Below are 18,952 nucleotides of genomic sequence, written 5' to 3' on the forward strand. Positions count from 1 at the left end.
TGAGTTGCCTACGTGTCACACCCAGCGTCCTACCAGGTCCTGTCCCCGCACGGGACCAGAACCCGAGATTGATCACGACCTCACACAGGCCCTAGTGCTCTTACCTCGTTGGTTCGCCGGGTTGGTCGACGGGGCGGTTGGATGTGCGGTGACGTCCGTTCCGACCGCTGGGGGTGCGGTGGCCGAGCCTGTCCGATTGCGCAGACTGACCGACCAGGAAGGGCAGAAGCTGCAGCAGATCGTGCGCCGGGGCGGCACCAGTTCGGTGCGCTACCGGCGCGCGATGATGCTGTTGGCCTCGGCGGGTGGGAATCGTGTTCCGGTGATCGCCCAGTTGGTGCAGGCTGACGAGGACACCGTCCGCGATGTGATCCACCGGTTCAATGAGATCGGCCTGGCCTGCTTGGACCCTCGGTGGGCGGGAGGCCGTCCCCGCCTAATGGGACCTGCCGGGTCGTAGAGACTCGGTGCCGTAGCCGCCAGCAGGTGAGCACTCTCCCCGCCGGAAGCGTCGACTTCTGTGAGCAGACCGTGCCCTTGTTGGTCGGCCGGAAGGCCCTGACCGCTGATGGGGTGTCGTGCCCGCCGAGAAGAGCGTGAGCACTGGATCCATTAGGCCGCGTGCCGTGTCTTCCGCAGGCTGCATGCCGCTGAAGTATCCGACTTGGAGGAAGAGTTGCTGCTGATCGGCGACGACTGGGCTGAGGGCCATCACGACATCGAGGTCCAGGACGCAACCGGCCACAGGCTGGCGACCGCAAGGCTGCCCGAGGGCGCGGAAGGCATGACCAAGCTCCACGAGCTGGTGGCCAGGCACGGCGACCAGGACCTCGACGCTGCAGGCGTGATCGTGGGAATCGAGACGGACCGCGGCACATGGGTGCAGGCCTTGCTCGCCGCCGGCTACCAGGTCTACGCGATCAACCCGCGGCAGGTCGTCCGCTTCAAGGAGCGATACAGCACGTCCGGTGCCAAGAGCGACAAGGGCGATGCGCACGCGCTGGCCGATATGGTCCGCATCGACCGTGACCAGCTGCGACCGGTTGCCGGGGACAGCGACCAGGCCCAGGCCGTCAAGATCGCTGCACGCGCTCATCAGACCCTGATCTGGGAACGCACGCGTATCTTTCAGCGGCTGCGCAACGCTCTGCGTGAGTACTTCCCGGCCGCGCTTGCCGCCTACGCAGACGTGGAGCTGACCAGCACGGACGGACTAGAACTGCTGATCAAAGCACCCACGCCGCAAGCAGCGGCGAAGCTAACACGCTCCCAGATCGCCGCGGTCCTAGCCCGTGCTCGGCGTCGCGGCCGGGACGCGAAAGCCAGGGCGATCCAGGCCGCGCTACGCGAGAAGCACCTCGAGCTGCCGGAGCAGGTCACAGCCGCCTACGCGGCCACCGCCACCGCCCACGCCCGTCTCCTGCTCGCCCTGAACGAGCAGATAGCCGCGATGGAAGAGCAGGTGAAGACGCATTTTCTCGCGCACCCGGACGCCGAGATCTACCTCTCGATGCCCGGTATTGGGCAGGTCACCGGCGCCCGCGTGCTCGCCGAGTTCGGAGACGACCCCACCCGCTACAACTCGGCCAAGGCCCGCAAGAACTACGCCGGGACCAGCCCAGTCACCCGGTCCTCTGGCAAGAGTCACACCGTCCAAGCCCGCTACGTGCGCAACAACCGCCTGGCTGACGCTCTCCAACTCCAGGCTTTCTCCGCCCTACGCGCCTCGCCCGGCGCACGCCGCTACTACGACAAGCAACGAGCACGGGAATCCGGCTACAACGCCGCCCTGCGTCAGGTCGGCTACCGGCTCGTCGGCATCCTCCACGGCTGCCTCAAGTCCCGCACCCTCTACGACGAGGCGACCGCCTGGTCGCACCACGCCCACCTCCAGGCCGCTTGACCTCAAATGTCATGGGGTGTCTGCTCAGCCCTGACGACGAGGACTTCGTCGTCGCGACGGCCACCATCCGCCCGACCAAGCTCGGGCAGCCCTTAACCCGCTGGTCGATCCGCAAGCTGCTCGCCTACCTGCGCAAAGTGCATGCCGGGTCATCCGCATCGGCCGCGATACGTTACGCCGCTTGCTCGCCCGCCGCGGCGTCACCTTCCAGCGCACCAAGACCTGGAAGGAGTCCCCAGATCCGGACCGTGATGTGAAGTTGGACCGGATCGAGGAGGTCCTGGACCGTTTCCCGGACCGGGTCTTTGCCTTCGACGAGTTCGGCCCGCTCGGTATCCGTCCCACTGGAGGGGCGGGCTGGGCTGCTGCCGGCCACCCCGAGCGGCACCCGGCCACGTACCACCGCACCCATGGTGTCCGGTACTTCCACGGGTGCTACTCGGTCGGCGACGACACCCTCTGGGGCGTCAACCGCTGCAAGAAGGGCGCTGCGAAGTCGTTGGCCGCGCTGAAGTCGATCCGGGCCGCCCGCCCTGACGGTGCCCCGATCTACGTGATCCTGGACGACCTGTCCGCTCATAAGGGCGAGAAGATCTGTCGCTGGGCGAAGAAACACCGGGTCGAGCTGTGCTTTACGCCGACCTACGCATCCTGGGCGAACCCGATCGAGGCCCACTTCGGCCCGTTGCGGCAGGTCACGGTCGCCAACTCCAATCACCGCAACCACACGGTCCAGACCCGGGCGCTGCACGCCTACCTCGGCTGGCGCAACAAGAACGCCCGACACCCCGACGTCCTCGCAGCTCAACGTCGTGAGCGCGCCCGGATCCGCAGCGAGAAGGGCATCCGATGGGGCGGACGCCCTCTCGCTGCCGCAGCCTGACCGATCTCGAACTTGCCCGGCCAGCTCTAGCAGTAGCCGTCCAGCCTGGTTCCGGCAGGGGTGAGGTTGGGCCGGGGGTGCCCTGCTCTGTCCGAGGCTGCGGACCTTAGAAGATCAAGAAGACTGCATCCCGGGTAGCCGCGGAAAGTCGAATAGGCGGAACGGTAGTAGCAGCTCCAGTAGCTCACGACCCGTCGCTGAGTGCGCGCGAAGAAGGCCGGGTTATCAATGATGAACTGCCCGTAAGCGAGGTGGCTTCGGGTGCCCGGTGCGGCGAGACTACGAAGCTCATCGCGGATGACGACCAGGATCTCCAAGACGTACTCGCCGACCAACTGCACGACGAACGGGACGACCCACGGGTCCGTGGAGCCAACGACCTCCGCCAGGTGGCGCTGCCTGACCATCCCGTCGCAGTGCCTTGAGTACAAGCAGTGCAGAAGTTGACGTTGACGCGACGAGAGCGACGCTACCGCTTCTGCCGGCGGCTCGTCTTTGTAGAGACGGCCAGGAATGGACACATGCTGACCCTCCACAACGACCGAAAACGGCTCAAGCGGCCGGAAGCGGGAAGCAGGCATGACCGCCAGAACTGCCTCGGCATCGCCTGCAAGCTCGGCTGGGAACGCCAAGATCAACGGATCGCTGCTGTTGGAAGGCGGCTGCACGAGCTGAGCACAAGCGGACGCCCCAGCCACGAGCCTGGCCCCCACGACCTCACGGTCGCTCAAGCCGGTGAACGTATGTGGTCAGAGCACTAGAGGCCACCCGTTCGGGGGTGTTTGCCGGGCGGGGGTCGGCCGCGCCGAGTTTTTCTGGTGTGGTGCCCGTCCGGCAGGCAAGAGACCGGTCGGGCCCTAGACGAGGAGAAACCGTGTCTCAGCACAGCATCAGGCAGTACAAGGACGCCCACACCGTCATCTACGGCGGCACCGGCCTGGACCGCAACGTCACCGAGGAGCAGGCCGGCCACGCGGCTGCCTGGGAGGCTACCCGGAAGCTGAAGGAGTCCGGGCAGCCGATCGACAACCAGAGCCTGACCAACACCCTGGAGGCACTGGCGCGCCAGCAGGCCGAACGGCTCATGACCGACCTCGGCCTGGACCACCTTGACGAACAGCAGGTCAAGCGCCACGCGGCGGCCGCAGCGGCGCGCATCGCCCCGGAGTTCGCCACCGCCTGACCGCATCGGCTCGCCCCCTCCGGTTCTCCCTCACCGGAGGGGGCCACCGTCAACCTCCCCATGTTGTGAGGCACAGCGGAACCTGGCGCCACTGGCATGCTTCGGAACTGCATTCCAGGGGACACCACACGACCTTTGACACCAACGCGTCGCCGTCGCCCCGGACCGGGACGGCACCTGCCCGGCAGTAGGCAACCTGAATCGCTTCTTCGAGGACTCCTGCAACCGGACCCCGCACGCCGTCGCCCTCGATTGCGGAGAGCAGCGGGCTGACCTATGCCGAACTGGACGCCCGGGCCAACCAGATCGCCCACCGGCTGCGTGGTCTCGGCCTCGGCTCGGACAGCAGTGTGGCGCTGCTCTTGCCGAGGCCGGTCGAGATGTACGCGAGCCTGCTCGGCGTGTGCAAAGCGGGCGCGGCGTTCGTACCGGTCGACCCGGCGACGCCCGTCGACCGGGTGGACTTCATCCTCCGAGATGCCGGCGTCGATGCCCTGCTCACCACCTCCGCCCTGGCATCCGGCGCACCGTGCCCGGTCATCGAGATCGACGGATGCGTCGAGGAGTGGACGCTGCTGCCGTCCACACGGCCGCCTGAAGACGCCGAGAGGTGCGGGCCCGCTGGCGTACATCATGTACACCTCGGGCTCGAACGGCAGGCCCAAGGGGGCGAAGATCGCCCGGTCCAGCATCCGCAACTTCCTGCGGGTCGTCGGCCCGGTCTACGACATGCGGCCCGGCGACCGCGTCTACCAGGACATGGCCATCTCCTTCGACTTCTCCATCGAGGAGATCTGGCCCACCTGGGCCGCTGGCGCCACCGTCATCGCCGGCCCGACGGACTCGGCACGGCTGGGGGCCGAGCTCGCTGACTCCCTGGACCCGCGCGAGGCACAGCCATAACAGCCTCCTCGGCCACCAGGCCGGTCTTGACCAGCGCATCAGGCGCGGAGCGCCAGCCGTTTCCACCGCGCCAGACCCACGCGGCCCTGGGCGCGGGATGTCACAGCCCGGGCGCACTCCAGAGCGGGAACCAGCGGCCGAGATCCTGTTCGACGCGCAGGTCGTTGCCGATCACCGTCTTCACCTGGAGCTCCATCGCGTTGTCGCGTTTTTCACCTGGCAGTGGCGAGAAGGGGTAGAAGGTTCCCCGCTTGTACAAGTACACGAGCGCGAGCCTGCGGCCCTCCGGGTTGGCGAAAGCGACCAGAGAGCACAGCAGTTGCGGGCCGAAGCCGTTGTCCTGCAGGGCGGTGTTCACCGCGTGCAGGTCGTTGACAAGGGAGACGATGTCGTCCGGCGACTGTCGGGAGAGCAGCCAGGTGTAGCCGTAGCTGTCGCGGCTGATCTCGACCGGGGTGCCCTGGTCGGCGTTGAGCAGCGCCTGAACGTCCTGCTGGACCTGGGCGAAGGCGCCGCCCTCTGCGGCAGCGAAGCACACCGAGCCGAGGCCGGTCGGAGTGAAGCCGGCTGCAGCCTGGAGGGTGATCGCGGCGGAGGGCAGGCCGAAGAGCTGGTCGAGGTCGGGTCTGACGGGCTTGGTGCGGCCGAGCAGCGTGCCGAGAAAGCCCATGGCGGAGCTGTTCCTTCCTGGTCAGGGCGTCGGGCGTCAGCGGCCCAGCTCGGCGGAGATGCGGCCGAGCTGGTCGAGTCGCTGCTCCAGCGTCGGGTGGGTGGAGAGCAGGTTGCCCGCGCTCTGCCGCGCGGAGAAAGCCGGGGCGAAGTAGAAGGCGTTGAACGGCTCGGCCTGGCGCAGGTCGCGCGTCGGGATCGCGCCCATCGCGCCGGTGACCTTGGTGAGCGCCGAGGCCAGCGCGGAGGGGCGGCCGGTGAGCAGCGCCGCCGAGCGGTCGGCGGACAGCTCGCGGTAGCGCGACAGCAGGCGTGTCAGCAGGAAGCTGACCGCGTAGACGACGGCGCTGACCGCGATGACCACCAGCAGGGCCAGGCCCTCGTCGTCACGGTCGTCGCGGCGGTCACCGAACCCGCCCCACAGACCAAACTGAAGGCCCATCCGTGTAAGGAAGCCGGCCATCACGCCGAGGAACCCGGCGATCGTCATCACGGCGACGTCCTTGTGTGCAACGTGCGAGAGCTCGTGCGCGAGCACGCCCTCCAGCTCCTCCGGCTCCAGACGGCGCAGCAGGCCGGTGGTGGCACAGATCACAGCATTGTTCGCATTGCGGCCGGTCGCGAATGCGTTCGGGACGTCGCTGTCGGCGACGGCGACCCGGGGCTTGGGCATGTCGGCCAGGGCACAGAGACGATCGACCGCGCCGTGCAGTTCCGGGTACTCCTGCTCGGTGACCTCACGAGCGCCCATGCTGAACGTGGCGATCTTGTCGCTGAACCAGAACTGCGCGATGAAAATGCCACCCGCGATGACGGCCACCAGCGGCCAGGCACCGCGTAGCAGCACGAACAGCGCCCCGACAAAGACCACGTAGAGCAAGCCGATCATGAACATCGTGGCCACCATGCGGCTGGTCAGGCCCCGGTCCGGCGCGAATCTCGTCCCGCTCATCGCCCATGCTCCACTTCTGTTCGGACCCCCGCTGGGTCCCACCGTGGTGACGTTCGACAAGCCCCGGAAGTTCCCATGCGGCGTGGCCGACGTGAGGATCTCGGATGTGCTGGAGGGCAGCTGCGGCAGCAGGGGTGCCCTTTCCTGTATAGCCGCCGGAGCGCGATCGGAGAGAACCCACCGAAAGCGGTCGGCCGACTACGGCCTCCCGTCAGCTGTCACTGCGCGACAGCCTCGCGAGCGGGTGGGCCGATGGCCGCGCCGAGCACAGCGTTGTTGGGCAGCAACACCTGACCGTCCTCCGTATGGAGTTGGACGAACAACAGGGTCATGTCCGTCACCTCGCCCTCGATCCGGCCTCCGAGGGGTCCGGACTGAATGCTGATCCGCTCACCGATCGCGAAAGGGTGCGAGACGAGCAGTACCAGACCAGCGCAGATATTGCCGAGGACCGGCTGCGCGGCGATCCCGAGGATCACTCCGGTCAGCGCGCCGCCCAGCAGGAGCTTTTCCCACGGCACTCGGATCAGGCTGAGGGCGCCGAGGATGACCAGGGCATAGCCGCAAAGCAGGCAGATGACCCGCAGCGCGGCCGACCGGCTGTCGCTGATCCGCCCGGTCAGAAGCTTCACCAGACGCCTTCGTGCTCCGGCGTCCACTCGTCGGTGGTCTGCATACAGACGTGGTGTGCGAGGCGGCCCGGGTCTACGGCGCAGGGGCCGAGTATCCGCCAGGGCGCTCGGCACTCTGAGGACGACGCGGCCCTCGGCCTGGGTGCCCAGGCTCGACACCCGGCGACCCGGCAAGCAGGCAGAGGCCGACGCTCAGGAAGAATGGGGCGCTTATCCCCCGGCGCGTGTCGTGCTCATCTTCGAAGGTTTCCGCATCAGCTCCTCCCGATCGCCCGGAGTGCGGCTGCCGTTCGGCCACGGCCTCCTCACCGCATCCGCGGGCGTTGCCAGGGCCGGGAACGGGTGCTGTCCTGCAGCGCGTGTGCCTCGCTGCTGCTGTCCGGCCGGGCGGCGCCTGGCCCGGCAAGCCGATGAAGCACCTCTGCGCAGCCTCACGTCACACAGGTGATCCGGACAGCGTCCGCTAAAGGTCTCCGTCTTGAGGGCCGTCCGGGCAGGAGCCCTCAAATCTGCGGCGCTGGTGCAGGTATCGCGGCGGGCGGCCGAGGCGGGTTCCCTCGTGTGGCAATCCCCCCACGCACCTGCTCATTTGCGTGATCTTGCAACTAACGTGACGCCCTATGCGTCCTACCCGTCATCGACAGAGCATCCGACGACCGACCGGACGGACTGGGCACGTGCAAGAGCAGCAAACCGGAGCGACCGACAGCGGCGAGGTGTGGCGGCAAGGTCAGCAGCCCGCACATCTCGACTGGGGGGTGTCGTCGCCCGCCACGACGTACCGATTTTCTCCGGCGGAGACAGAAACCAGGCGCTCCGGCCGCCGAGGGTGTCTGGTGGGTCTGGCCCTCGCAGCCGTACTCGTCATCGCCGCTGTCCTCGGTGCCGTCTGGTGGCTGACCCGACCGCCCGCACTGCCCACCATTCCCGGTCAGTATCTGGCGACCGTTCAGTCAGCCACCAAGACCTGCCCGGAGCTGAGCGTTCCGATGCTGGCCGCGCAACTCGACGCGGAGAGCCACTGGAATCCGAAGGCGGACTCCGGCAAAGCCCAGGGCATCGCGCAGTTCCAACCCTCGACCTGGGCGGAGTGGGGCAAGGACTACACCGGCGACGGCCGGGCCGACGTGTGGAACCCACAAGACGCCATTCCGGCCCAGGGCGCCTACATGTGCCACCTGTTCAAGGAGGTCAAGGGCGTCCCCGGCGACCCCACCCAGCTCGCACTCGCCGCGTACAACGCCGGCCCCAACGCGGTACTCAAGGCCCAGGGCATCCCACAGATCCCCGAGACACAGAACTACGTCAACCGGATCGAGACACTGATCCCGAAGTACACCCAGACCTACGCCAAGCAGATCAGCGCGTCGCCCAACCCGCCGGGCGACTGAAGCCCCCTGCTCCGAGTCAGATGATCAACGGCCCCGGACTGGGCATCGTCACGAGAACCCGGGCGGACGACCGGGTTCTGCTGGCCGGGCTCGACGCCTGGCGACGGCTGTGCCGTCCGCTCCTGGTCGCGGCCTCCCGCAAGCGATTCCTGGGCACGCTGCCGGCGGACCCGTCGACCGGCGATCCCCGACCGCCACGCGCCCGGGACGCGGCGACCGCCGCCGCATCCGCGATCGCCGCCGCTCAGGGAGCCTGGGCCGTCCGGGTGCACGAGGTACGGGCCACGGCGGACGCGGTCCGCGTCGAGGCCGCGATCAGGAAGGCCAGGACACCGGAGCCCGGCTCGGACCTGTGAGCGAGAGCGGCGTGGGCGAGGTGTATGGACCACCTCAGTCGGGAGCGGAACGGCGAACAGTGCCGCCCGTGCGGAGACAGACATCCGATGCGGTTGATCAGTCAAGCGGTGTCGGGGAAGGCGGTCTGCTCGTCGTAGCCCCGGCCCGCCGGCAGGGACAGCACGGCGTCGGCGGGATGGACGTTGCCCGCGCCCCGGCCTCGGTGGGCGCGACCCGGGTGACCCGGACCATCCCGAACACGGTGGCCGGCCAGCGCGCGTGTCCGGTCTCCCGCCAGGGCCGCACACGGCCTTCCGGCCCCACCACGACCGGGCCGCCACCGGAACGAACCTGTTCCTCCTCTCGCACCGCGCGCAGCTCGAGGCGGCCCTGCAGCAGCAGGCGAAGCAGTTCCCGCCCGGCCGTCCAGGTATTCCTCCAGTTCAGTGTGGGTCCAGGTGCCCGCATCGCTGTCTGACAGCGAGGTGGTCAGCATCTCGAAGGCGCTGAGGGAGCGGCAAAGGGGTCAGCGGCGGCATCAGTGTCGTACGGTGTCATCTTCAAGGCTCTTCCCGTCCAGCATCGTTTGGGTCGCGCCTTCGAATGTAGGCGCGGAAGTGCCCTACTGTTGACGGGAGTTGGGCGAAGCACCGCCCCGACGGGGGCCAAAGTGAACAGGCCCCGGGACATCCTCGTCCAGCCAGCCCCCGCTCCACCAGCCGCTTCAACTTCGCCCGCGTGGCCTCGATCTTCCCGGTCTCGACCTGCAGCCCGATCCTCGGCACGATCCGCTTGGCGCGGACCGGCCCCGGCGCCTCCGCCACCACCTCCACGATGTCCTGATACACCCTCGGCAGGATCTCCGGCCCCATCCCGGACTGCCAGTTCGGCACGGTCAGCACTCCGATGACCTGTCGCTCGGCCCCTGCATACGCCGACGCCACCGGCTCAGCCACGGTTGGCCGGTGGGGATCGATCGCGCCCGCGCTTCTCTGGCACCAACTCCACCAGCACTTCGGCGACCGTCTCCCGCGCGATCCGGAGACGCTCCAATCCCTCCCGGGCCAACTCCAGTCGAAGGCGGTCGGCAAGAGAGGCGAACGCGACAGGAGATGTGCGCCTCCGGTCAATTGGTGCCGAAGGCCATCAAGGAGGCGCATCGTTTCTCCACAAGCGAATACATGTTCGCCATGTGTTCACCTACCGTCTGTCTCTCGTTCCGGTCTTTCGGGGCCTTCCGGCCTCGGTACTTACAGGGAGTGCAGTCATGGAGTTGTTACGGCATCTCGCTGCCCACCTCGGGCTCGACCTCGCCGCCGTCGGCGTGCTGACCTTCGCCATCTACTATCCGCGCCACCGTCGGCGCGACCTCGTGCCGGCCTATCTCGCCCTGAACACCGGCCTCTTCACCGTCGTCACCGCCCTCGCCGAGGTGCGCAGCGGCGGGGCGGCCCTGGGCTTCGGCCTCTTCGGCGTGCTCTCGATCGTGCGACTCCGCTCCGACGCCGTGCAGCACGAAGAAGTCGCCTACTACTTCACCACCCTTGTCCTCGGCCTGCTCTGCGGACTGCCGAGGCTGCCGTTCGCGCTCACCGGCGGGCTGTGCGCCACCCTGCTCCTCATCGTCTGGGCGGCCGACAGCCCCCGCCTCCTCGCCGACACCCGGCGCGCCGTCGTCACTCTCGACACCGTCCACGAGGACCCGGCCGCGCTCCGCACCGACCTCGCACGGCGCCTAGGTGAGCCCCTCCACTGGACGGTCATGGAAGTCGACTTCGTCCGGGACCTCACCGTCGTCGACGTCCGCTACCGCGAGAGCACAGCGACCCCGGCCGACCGGGGCCCCGTGCCCGCCGCCGGACCCGCCCACCGGACCACACCCACCTGGGAAAGCGCATGACCACCGCAACGGTCCGCTCCGCCGCTGCGGTCCGCGCCATCGGCGACGCCGCCCACGGCGCCGGCCCGATCTCGCTCGACGAACTCAACGAACGGGCGGCTCTCCTCGCGCGTTTCGACCACAGCTACCTGGTGCCCGCGAACACCTTCCTGCGCATCGTCGGCCGGCTCACCGACCCGCACCGGCCCGGCGGCCCCTTCCGCGCCCTCGCCATAGACGGCCGACGTGCCTTCCGCTACCACTCCGTCTACTACGACACCCCCGAGCTCCGCTCCTTCCACGACCACCGGCAGGGCCGCCGGCTCCGCTTCAAGATCCGGGAACGGGTCTACACAGACACGGGTGAGCGGCAGTTCGAGATCAAGCTCAAGGGGCCGCGCGGCGACACCGTCAAACGCCGCCGTCCGTTGACCGGAGCGGCCACCCCGCTCGACCCCGACTGCCGGGGGTTCCTCGCCGACACCCTGCGCACCGCGTACGGCATCGGCGCCCCGGCAGTCCTCGAACCGTCCTTGTGCACCGACTACATTCGCGCCACCTTCGTGGCCGACGGCGAGCGCATCACCTGCGACGCGGCACTGGTCTGCGACGACGTGCGCACTGGGCGCACCGTGCGGTGCACGGACGACCTCGTTCTCGTCGAGACCAAGACCACTGGGCATCTCACCGAGGCGGACCGCCTGTTGCACGCCCACGGGATACGCCCCGCCGTCTTCACCAAGTACTGCAGCGCCTACGCCGCACTGCGACCCGCGCTCCCCGCCAGCCGGTGGCGCCGCGCCTCCCGCCGTGCTTTCGGTGAGGTGGCCCTGGAGCCGGAGCGTTGAACGGCCGGTGAAGGCCCGGTGGCATGACGGGCCCGCCGCCGGGACAGCCCTGCGGCCGGGAAGCGATGTGCGTCCTCCCGGCCGGACACCGGGGCCCTGTCGCGCGGATCTTCGCTCGTGGGCGCGCCCGGTGTGGCATGGCGGGCCCCGGCGGCCGGCTACCGCTGCCGCCACGGTCACACCAGCACCACCCGCCCCGACCCCGGCCGCATCCCCAACACCTACGTCCGCGAAGACCACGTTCTGCCACATCTGCCGGCCCTGCGCCTCCGTCTCACCAGCCGTCTGGATCCTCCCGGGTCGGCGTCCGTCAGCCGTGACGCGGTGCAACCCACACCCGCCCAGGCGATCGCCCACCTCCGCAGCGAGGAGATCATCCTGACCTACGACCCAGCGGCCAGGACCCTGGCCGCGAACACACCCCAGGCAGAAGAGATCACCATCAGCTGACCAAAGCCCAGCGACAATCCGGCGAAGGCAGAGAAGCCGAACCGAAACGACGAACACCCGCCCCGGCCGGGAGCCGAAAGCGGGTGCCAATACCCCCTGCCCAAGAACAGGGCGTCGTGGGGCAACTCTCTCTGTGTCCGAGGGGCGAGTTGACGGCTGACGATTCGGGCGTCGTGGCTCAAGGCAGACTCGGCCACCGAGACCTCTTTCAGCCCACGCCGACAACCGGCTGGGCCCCCTCCTCCGTACCCGGAAGCCTGCAGCACTCCGCCCCAATCGCCTCGTCCGGCCTCGGCACCCTCGGTCACGGCAGAGGCTCTGCGTCTCCTTCGCCGGAAGCGGATACGAATCGCGCATGCAGCACAACAGCGCGCGCCTGAAGGCAGCGTGGACCTGCCTACTCATCGTCGGTATCGGCATCCTGATCTTCGGTGTCGTCGCCGCGGTCGCACCGGGAGCCGGCGACGAGCAACTCATGCGGGCCGACGGTGCGGCCGCGATCGGCATGGGCCTGTTCGGTGTATTGATCACCCTCGTACCGTCCCGCTGCGGGGAACGGTGGGCGTGGTACGCACAGTGGTACTACCCGGCCTTCTGGATCGCCCACTTGGCGGGAGGGCTGCCGCCGGGCAAGGACCATGTCCACCAAGTGGTGTTCAGCGTTCTGTCGCTCGTCGGGCTGCTGCTGCCCGTTCGCGTCTTCTTCCCCCGCGCCACGACCACCGCCTGACCTGGGTGCCCGTCAGTGTTCGTGCGCGCTCGAGCCGATGAACGGGACCGTGGGCGTAGTCGCAGTGTTCTGCCTGTTGTCCGGCGACGAGGTGGTGAGGAGGCGAGCGGTTGGTCAGCCTGCTGGTGAGGGGCCCGTGGGCAGATGTTCACAGCACTGGTCGGCGCCGACCGTCACGAGGGTCGTCGTCTCAGCCGGTGGCGGCCCGAGGTCGGCGCCGCAGGCCGGCGAGGTGCCAGGTGATCGGGGCCACCGACAGTCAACGGTCGCACGCGGAGACTCACCCACCACCGAGGATGCGCACCTGAGCGGGCAGCATGCAGGCGTTGTGCCTGGGCAGTGACCCCAATTCACTCGTTCCGGCAAGCACCGCACTGCTGCACTGACCTCGTGGCCATGCGAGTCGGAGTTCCGGACAGACACCGGAGACGAATGCCGCCAAGGCCTGTGGCTGCTGCCTTCGTCCCCATCATGCTGCCGTGTCAGGGGACCGACAACCGGTGGGGTCGCCCGCGCCGTGCTCAGGAGCGAGGCCCCAACCGACAATGGCCGGGGCCCAGTCGCATCCGGCTAGCCGAGCGTGCCGCCGAACTGGCCTGCGGCCGCCAGGCCAAGGGCGGCCTGCCCGCCCTCGACGCCCTACCTGCCGTGGTCGAGGCGCCGACGGCCTGCCCATCGTGTTCGACTCCGGCGTCCGCACGGGAGCAGACATCATCCAGGCCCTCGCCCTCGGTGCCGCAGCCGCATGCGTCGGCCGACCTACGCCTACGGCCTGGCCCTCGACGGGACGGACGGCATCGTGCACGTCCTGCGCTCTCTGCTTGCCGAAGCCGACCTCGTCGTGGCCGTCGACGGTTACCCCGCTCTGGCCGACCGTGCGCCCGACGCCCTCCGCCGCATCCGCTGATGCGAGACGATCCGTACTTCCGGTGACGTCTGGCTCGAAAGGCGGACCCTCGGAAACTCGAGTTCGACCCGTGTCGTCGCGGTCATCTCCGACTCCACCGTCGCCCGGGCGGAGCCGACTCTCCGGGGGCAGACCGGCTGGTCGCCCCCGCTTCACGTGGCACGGCAGAGGAGGATGATGCGGCACCCCGCTCAGGTCGGCCTCTTCACTGACCGACGCCATGAAGCAAGCACGCAGGTTCCGTTCGGATGCGCTGACAGCTTGTCACGGCCAGCCATGGACGGCCGCCCCTTATGGCGTGTGCTGAGCCCCCTAGCACCCGCAGACTGGTCGGCTCTGCGGCATGGGAAAACGTGATGATGTCGTAGGCAACCGGGGTGGCCCGCCGAGAGCGCGGCGGGCTGCGGCTGCCGAACGTCGGCGGGCACGATCAGGGCGTGTATCCGCCGGACGGTGCGTCGTGACACAAAAGAGGGCCGGCGCACCCCAACCACCGGCTGCGCGCAGTGAAACGCCCTGACTGCCATCAGCTACCGACACCATGTCGACAACACCGACTCAAAGCCGGTAAATGCCGTGGAGCTTCGCCGCTTCGATGGCGACTTCCTGCCGGTTGGCAGAAGTACGCCACCCTGCTCATCTTGTGGCGGCCTTTCCCGGTTGAAAGATTCCCCGCAGCGTGGGCGCTGTTCGGGGGCAGCGCCTTGTCTTTGCTTTCCCCGAGTTCGCTTGTAAGAAGTGGAGTGCCCATGAAACGGCGGAGACGAGCGTTCGCTCGCGGCCTCGCCATAGCCAGTGCGGCCGTACTGCTCGCCGCACCCGAGCAGTACGCGTCGGCCACCGGAGCGAAGACCTCTGCGGTCGATTCCGGTGTGAAAGGTACGGCTTCGGGAGGCGCGTTGCCCGGCATACCCGGGTCCTCGGCGCTCGGTCCGTGGCGCTCGTTCCAGCAGCCCATGCCCGCGCAGTCGACGAAGAACGGCCCGCACCAGGTCCTTGTGGTGCTCGGCTCGGCCACCCACGTGACCGGCAAGTCGCTGGGCAAGAACCGCAGTTTGCAGGTCCGTACCCCGTTGACCTCGGACACCGCGGTCAACTCCGCACTCCACCGGTCTCACGCCGTCTCCATGCGGCCGCTGGTGCCGGGTCTTACCGCCGCCCAGGCCCGGCAGCTGCACTCAGCCGCCAGGGCGAAGCTGGGATCCGCTGCGATCGACCTGTCCAAGGTCCAGGTCGTCCAGCTGGCCGGCGGCGACGCCTCTGCTGCCGCCCATGCGCTGGCCGCCGCACCCGGGGTCGTCTACGCCGAGCCCGACCGGACCGTCTCCCCCATGAACACCGGCGCCGTGCCGCTGCCCTCCTCAGTGGGCGCCACCGCAGGGAAGGCCGACTCGTCGGCGAGGGGGCAGGACAGCGGTGCGACCGGCACCGACGGCGTTCCCGGCAACGCGGCTCTCGGCACCTCGCTGCAGAGCTTCCTCAACGCCGGCGGCGTCGACGCGACAGGCGCCTACAGCCTGCTGAAGCAGCAGTTCCAGCAACTGCCCGGCGCCGGCGAGACCATCACCAACGTCTCGGTGGGCGACCTCACAGACGCGTCGACGCCGAACCTGGGCCCCGCGGGGCCGACGACCGTCGTCCAGAACGGCCAGCGGTACCTGGACATCCCGACGATGCCCTTGATCCCCACCTACACCGCGGACGCGACCGGCGCACTCGACCCGACCGGCTCGACCCGGGGGCAGGACTCCGCGCTGGGTGAGGTGCTGCTGGACTTCTCCGTGATGGCGCCGCTTCCGCACGACCTGCAGCGTCCGGGCATGCAGGGCGGCGGGAACTCGGACCTGCTGGGCATCGCCCCGGGGGCCGACTACCGGCTCGTCGTCCCGCAGCAGCCGACGTTCAGTCAGATCGCGGTGGCTCTGCTGGCTGCTGCCCGGCAGCAGCCGCGGCCCGATGTGATCACCGCCAGCCTGGGCTACGGCACCGACGCTTTCGGGTTCGCCGGACGCTACCTGGAGGACGACCCGGTCCAGCAGTCCGTGATCGCGTCGATCGTGCAGCAGTACGGCATCACCATGGTGGTCTCGTCGAACGACGGGACACGGTTGTTCACCAACGCGGCCGTCGGCCCCGACGGCGGCAGCACCGCGACCGACGTGACGCGCGAGGCCGCCGACACCACCAGGATCGACGACGACCAGCTGTCAACCACGCCCAGCAAGGTCCTGGACTCCGGCGCGATCGCCGCGGGCGGCACCACGACCGACGACACACTGGCCGTGCCCCCGCAGAACGGCGCAGCCGCGTCGGGCAACGGGACCTGGGCGACCACCAGGCTCAACGGCTCCGGGATCTTCTCCTCGGGATTCGGCACCCGGGTCGACGTCTCGGCGCCCAGTGACGGCATCCCCGCCTTCGAACACCGAGGCCAGACCGCGCAGTCGGTGACGGAGGTCCTCAGCGGAGGCACTTCGGCATCCGCACCCGAGATCGCGGCCGCCGCGGCGGTCGTGCTGCAGGCCTCCCGGCTGACCGGGCAGCACCCGTCGCCCCAGGACGTACGTGCGCTGCTGGAGCGCACCGGCCGGGCAGTGCCCACTCCGCCGCAGATCGACCGGCCGCTGCACGTCGGTCCCCAGCTCGACGTCACAGCCGCGGTGCAGGCGGTCCTGGCCGAGGCGCACGGCAGCCGGGCCGGTGCGGGTACGCCCCGGATCGTCCGGCTCTCCGTGGCGCATCGCCAGAGCATCGGCGGGCTCGGTGGCTCCTACCTGGAGGCCACCGACCCCGGGTACATCGACCTGGCCGGACCGGGCACGGGCGCCGGCGCCACCGGTGAGGGCCTGGTGGGACCGGTCACCATCGGCGCCGACGTCACCGGCCTGAGCGACCGGGACGGCGTGAGCTACGCGCTGCGCATCAAGAACCATGAGTTCACCTCCGCTGTGCCGGCGATCAGGCTCACCCCCACGCAGATGCTGGCCGCCGCCGGACTTCCGGTCGTCTCCGCGACGGACCGTCAGGTCCCGCTCACCTTCGAGGTGCGCCACGGCAACGAGGTGCTGGCCTCCACCACCCACCAGCTGAGCTTCGGCCCCACCGACGGCGGCTACGCCGAAGCACTCGCCCCGGTGGTCCAGCCCGTGGTCGAGGCGGGACGCTCCGTACAGGTGCGCTACGACCTGACCGGCGTGCGGAACGTCAGCTCGCCCCAGCTGGTCGTGTCGCAAGTCGGCCGCTGGAACCCCGCGTTGGCCCCCATCTTCTCCGCCTCCTACACCGCCCCGCTGACGGGACTTCGCGGCAGCGTCACCGTCCCGGCCGACGCCTTCTCCGCCGGCGGCGGCATCTACGGCATCGGTGTCGTCCAGAACCCAGCAGGCGGCGCCAAGCGCGGCCCGGTGTACGGCGAGTTCGCCTCCGTCCGGGTCGACGGCGGTGACCCGTCGCAACGCCCGGCGGCGCCGACCCTGGCTGCGAAGGGATCCGAGGAGATCGGTCACCTGCTGGAGGTGACCCGGGCTGCGCCGCGATTCTCGGTGCACTACGACGTGTCGCGGGTCAAGGGTGCCACTGGCACGCTGCTGGAGTTCTCCGCACCCGGACCGAACATGTACAACTCCTACAACATGGTCAGCAACCAGAACGGCACCACCCGCGACCACAACGGGGTGGACAGCCCGGCCACGCTCGACCGCTCGTTCACGGGCACGCGAGGCACGGCGGACCTCGACGCCCTCGCGCTCAAGCTGCCCTCTTCGATCGCCTACGACCTGCGGGTGTTCGCCGTCGACCAGCACGGCAAGACAGTCGGGCAGGCTTCGCCAACGTCTCTGCTGGCCTACGACGACGGAACAGCCCCCGACGGCACGAACCTGACCGACTTCGCCATCGTCCCCGACGGCACGTCCGTCGCGGCGGTCGAAAGCCCCACCGGTGAAGGCTCGGTGTACGACTACGACGCCGCCACCGGATCCTATGGCCGCAAGCTGACGAGCGACCCCGCGTACGGCTCCATCTACGAGGTGTTCGGCGTCGACTCCGCCCACCACGCGTTGGTCCTGCACAAGCAGACGACCACCGGCGAGCAGTGGCTCGAGACGTACGACACGAGCACCGGCGACGCGGTCGGCAGCCCCGTCCGGGTCGATGACCAGTACGTCGTGACGGGCGGGCGGGTGGACGCCAAACGCCACCGCGCAGCGGTGCTCTCCCACCGTTCGAGTGACCGGGCGGGCTTCGTCCTGCCCGTGGACACGGCAACCGGCGCAATGGGCACCCCGCTCCAGCTCGACCCCGCTCCGGACGGGAGAACGTCGTACGGCCTGCTGGACGTGGACGAGTCGACCGGCCTCTTTTCCGCGCAGAAGACCGGCACCACCATCAACTGCGTGGCATCGATCGGCTCCGGCACGGTGGCAGCAGTCAACCTGGACACCGGATCGGTCACCCAGAGCCAAGGCGGTATCCCTTGCGCCGGGGACCTGGCGGCCGACCAGAAGGGCAACCTCTACGAAACGTGGTACCACTCCTACAGCGTCAACTTCGCCGGCACCGGATACCTCGGGCAGCTCGGCGGCGGTGACCCGGTGAACGTCGGAATGGCTCAGACGCCCCTCGCTCTCGCCGTCGACGGGGAGCACCAGCTGGCGTTGCTCGCCTTCCGGTTCCCGGACCTGAAACCCATGGGCGGCTTCCAGCAGTACGGTTTCACCGACAACAACGCCACCGGACGTATCGCCGTCGTCGACCTGAGGACAGGCAACACGGTGGGTACGGTGACCGGCGTCGCGTACTCCCTGTACGGCTCCTGGAACGGCCGGCTCGAAAACCATCGCGAGCGCGTCATGCAACTCGACCCGGCAACCCGGACCGGCTGGACGTACGCAGGCGACGGAAGCCAGATCCAGCAGTTCTCCTACTGATCCGATCCGCTTGCTCGACGACCTGGGTCCGCGGGCGCCACACCGCCCGCGGACCCACGGTCTTCAAAGCTGTTGCCTTTTCGATCTTGAGCGGTGGCGGTCGAACGCGATCCCAGTCTCGTCCACAGGGGCCGGCACCTCACCGACGCGAGAGCGGGCAATGGCTCACCTTTTCCATTCCTGCTCGGCTGCGGCCCAGGGCCGACGGCTGCGCGGTGGCCGCCCGCGGCGGCTTCGCCCGATACGAGGGTGGCGCTGCCCGCAGGCCCCCGGGCCAGGGCCTCCTTTATGACATGGAAAATGTCGACGGGGCAGCCGCGGCGCAAAGACATAGGTGGCCGACATCCGCCGGCGGCGG

14 protein-coding genes and 4 pseudogenes are annotated in these 18,952 nt (G+C 69.0%); 14 read left to right on the plus strand and 4 right to left on the minus strand.

What is annotated here, in order from left to right; all coding sequences use genetic code 11:
- Positions 1–178: 178 nt before the first annotated feature.
- The 3 genes and pseudogenes from ACWDEN_RS44640 to ACWDEN_RS44650 all read left to right on the plus strand — a co-directional run.
- Positions 179–448, plus strand: a pseudogene (locus ACWDEN_RS44640) (helix-turn-helix domain-containing protein); the annotation flags it as partial.
- A 228-nt stretch (positions 449–676) separates the two neighbouring features.
- Positions 677–1,903: an IS110 family transposase gene (locus ACWDEN_RS44645; RefSeq protein WP_450863732.1), complete on the plus strand. Its 1,227-nt coding sequence runs from the start codon at positions 677–679 to the stop codon at positions 1,901–1,903.
- Positions 1,904–1,926: 23 nt separating this feature from the next.
- Positions 1,927–2,786, plus strand: a pseudogene (locus ACWDEN_RS44650) (IS630 family transposase); the annotation flags it as partial.
- 26 nt (positions 2,787–2,812) lie between these two features.
- Here the strand turns inward: ACWDEN_RS44650 and ACWDEN_RS44655 are convergent.
- Positions 2,813–3,454: a hypothetical protein gene (locus ACWDEN_RS44655; protein WP_351621080.1), complete on the minus strand. Its 642-nt coding sequence runs from the start codon at positions 3,452–3,454 to the stop codon at positions 2,813–2,815.
- 206 nt (positions 3,455–3,660) lie between these two features.
- Here ACWDEN_RS44655 and ACWDEN_RS44660 point away from each other — a divergent pair, with 206 nt between their 5' ends.
- From ACWDEN_RS44660 to ACWDEN_RS44670, 3 genes and pseudogenes are all read left to right on the plus strand, one after another.
- Positions 3,661–3,969 carry a DUF3759 domain-containing protein gene (locus ACWDEN_RS44660; RefSeq protein ID WP_071379009.1) on the plus strand — a complete coding sequence of 103 codons (309 nt, stop codon included), beginning with the start codon at positions 3,661–3,663 and terminating at the stop codon, positions 3,967–3,969.
- A gap of 317 nt (positions 3,970–4,286) precedes the next feature.
- Positions 4,287–4,487, plus strand: a pseudogene (locus ACWDEN_RS44665) (AMP-binding protein); the annotation flags it as partial.
- A gap of 115 nt (positions 4,488–4,602) precedes the next feature.
- Entirely contained in the window at positions 4,603–4,872 is a 270-nt protein-coding gene (locus ACWDEN_RS44670) for an AMP-binding protein (protein ID WP_351621076.1), read from the plus strand.
- Positions 4,873–4,972: 100 nt separating this feature from the next.
- On the opposite strand, the gene pspAB is transcribed toward ACWDEN_RS44670, so the two are convergent.
- From pspAB to ACWDEN_RS44685, 3 genes are all read right to left on the minus strand, one after another.
- Entirely contained in the window at positions 4,973–5,542 is a 570-nt protein-coding gene (pspAB, locus tag ACWDEN_RS44675) for a PspA-associated protein PspAB (protein ID WP_351621073.1), read from the minus strand.
- A 36-nt stretch (positions 5,543–5,578) separates the two neighbouring features.
- Positions 5,579–6,493 carry a zinc metalloprotease HtpX gene (htpX, locus tag ACWDEN_RS44680; RefSeq protein ID WP_071379011.1) on the minus strand — a complete coding sequence of 305 codons (915 nt, stop codon included), beginning with the start codon at positions 6,491–6,493 and terminating at the stop codon, positions 5,579–5,581.
- A gap of 218 nt (positions 6,494–6,711) precedes the next feature.
- The gene (locus tag ACWDEN_RS44685; protein WP_351621069.1) at positions 6,712–7,125 is read right to left on the minus strand and encodes a mechanosensitive ion channel domain-containing protein; all 414 of its coding nucleotides are present in this window, start codon (positions 7,123–7,125) and stop codon (positions 6,712–6,714) included.
- An 836-nt stretch (positions 7,126–7,961) separates the two neighbouring features.
- Between ACWDEN_RS44685 and ACWDEN_RS44690 the strand changes: the two genes are divergently transcribed.
- The 8 genes and pseudogenes from ACWDEN_RS44690 (at position 7,962) to ACWDEN_RS44725 (ending at position 18,594) form a co-directional block, all read left to right on the plus strand.
- Positions 7,962–8,516 carry a lytic transglycosylase domain-containing protein gene (locus ACWDEN_RS44690; protein ID WP_351621066.1) on the plus strand — a complete coding sequence of 185 codons (555 nt, stop codon included), beginning with the start codon at positions 7,962–7,964 and terminating at the stop codon, positions 8,514–8,516.
- Positions 8,517–8,536: 20 nt separating this feature from the next.
- Positions 8,537–8,872, plus strand: a complete 336-nt coding sequence (locus ACWDEN_RS44695; RefSeq protein ID WP_450863736.1) for a dihydropteroate synthase — start codon at positions 8,537–8,539, stop codon at positions 8,870–8,872.
- Between the two features lie 1,247 nt (positions 8,873–10,119).
- Positions 10,120–10,752, plus strand: a complete 633-nt coding sequence (locus ACWDEN_RS44700; RefSeq protein ID WP_351621063.1) for a DUF4956 domain-containing protein — start codon at positions 10,120–10,122, stop codon at positions 10,750–10,752.
- Positions 10,749–11,579: a polyphosphate polymerase domain-containing protein gene (locus ACWDEN_RS44705; RefSeq protein WP_351621061.1), complete on the plus strand. Its 831-nt coding sequence runs from the start codon at positions 10,749–10,751 to the stop codon at positions 11,577–11,579. The genes ACWDEN_RS44700 and ACWDEN_RS44705 overlap by 4 nt, the downstream gene beginning before the upstream one ends.
- A 117-nt stretch (positions 11,580–11,696) precedes the next feature.
- Positions 11,697–12,029 carry a hypothetical protein gene (locus ACWDEN_RS44710; protein ID WP_351621058.1) on the plus strand — a complete coding sequence of 111 codons (333 nt, stop codon included), beginning with the start codon at positions 11,697–11,699 and terminating at the stop codon, positions 12,027–12,029.
- Between the two features lie 355 nt (positions 12,030–12,384).
- Positions 12,385–12,759 (plus strand): hypothetical protein, encoded by a 375-nt coding sequence (locus tag ACWDEN_RS44715; RefSeq protein ID WP_450863739.1) that lies wholly within the window; start codon positions 12,385–12,387, stop codon positions 12,757–12,759.
- Positions 12,760–13,359: 600 nt separating this feature from the next.
- A pseudogene (locus ACWDEN_RS44720) lies at positions 13,360–13,666 on the plus strand (alpha-hydroxy-acid oxidizing protein); the annotation flags it as partial.
- A gap of 749 nt (positions 13,667–14,415) precedes the next feature.
- Positions 14,416–18,594: a S8 family serine peptidase gene (locus tag ACWDEN_RS44725; RefSeq protein ID WP_450863741.1), complete on the plus strand. Its 4,179-nt coding sequence runs from the start codon at positions 14,416–14,418 to the stop codon at positions 18,592–18,594.
- Positions 18,595–18,952: the final 358 nt, after the last annotated feature.

The sequence above is a fragment of the Streptomyces sp. NPDC001153 genome, assembly GCF_053598315.1.

Excerpts from the sequence above, each read along its gene's own strand:
- ACWDEN_RS44670 (WP_351621076.1), top strand. The coding sequence starts at position 4,603 with ATGTACACCTCGGGCTCGAACGGCAGGCCCAAGGGGGCGAAGATCGCC.
- pspAB (WP_351621073.1), bottom strand. The coding sequence starts at position 5,542 with ATGGGCTTTCTCGGCACGCTGCTCGGCCGCACCAAGCCCGTCAGACCC.
- htpX (WP_071379011.1), bottom strand. The coding sequence starts at position 6,493 with ATGAGCGGGACGAGATTCGCGCCGGACCGGGGCCTGACCAGCCGCATG.
- ACWDEN_RS44695 (WP_450863736.1), top strand. The coding sequence starts at position 8,537 with ATGATCAACGGCCCCGGACTGGGCATCGTCACGAGAACCCGGGCGGAC.
- ACWDEN_RS44700 (WP_351621063.1), top strand. The coding sequence starts at position 10,120 with ATGGAGTTGTTACGGCATCTCGCTGCCCACCTCGGGCTCGACCTCGCC.
- ACWDEN_RS44705 (WP_351621061.1), top strand. The coding sequence starts at position 10,749 with ATGACCACCGCAACGGTCCGCTCCGCCGCTGCGGTCCGCGCCATCGGC.
- ACWDEN_RS44715 (WP_450863739.1), top strand. The coding sequence starts at position 12,385 with ATGCAGCACAACAGCGCGCGCCTGAAGGCAGCGTGGACCTGCCTACTC.
- ACWDEN_RS44725 (WP_450863741.1), top strand. The coding sequence starts at position 14,416 with ATGAAACGGCGGAGACGAGCGTTCGCTCGCGGCCTCGCCATAGCCAGT.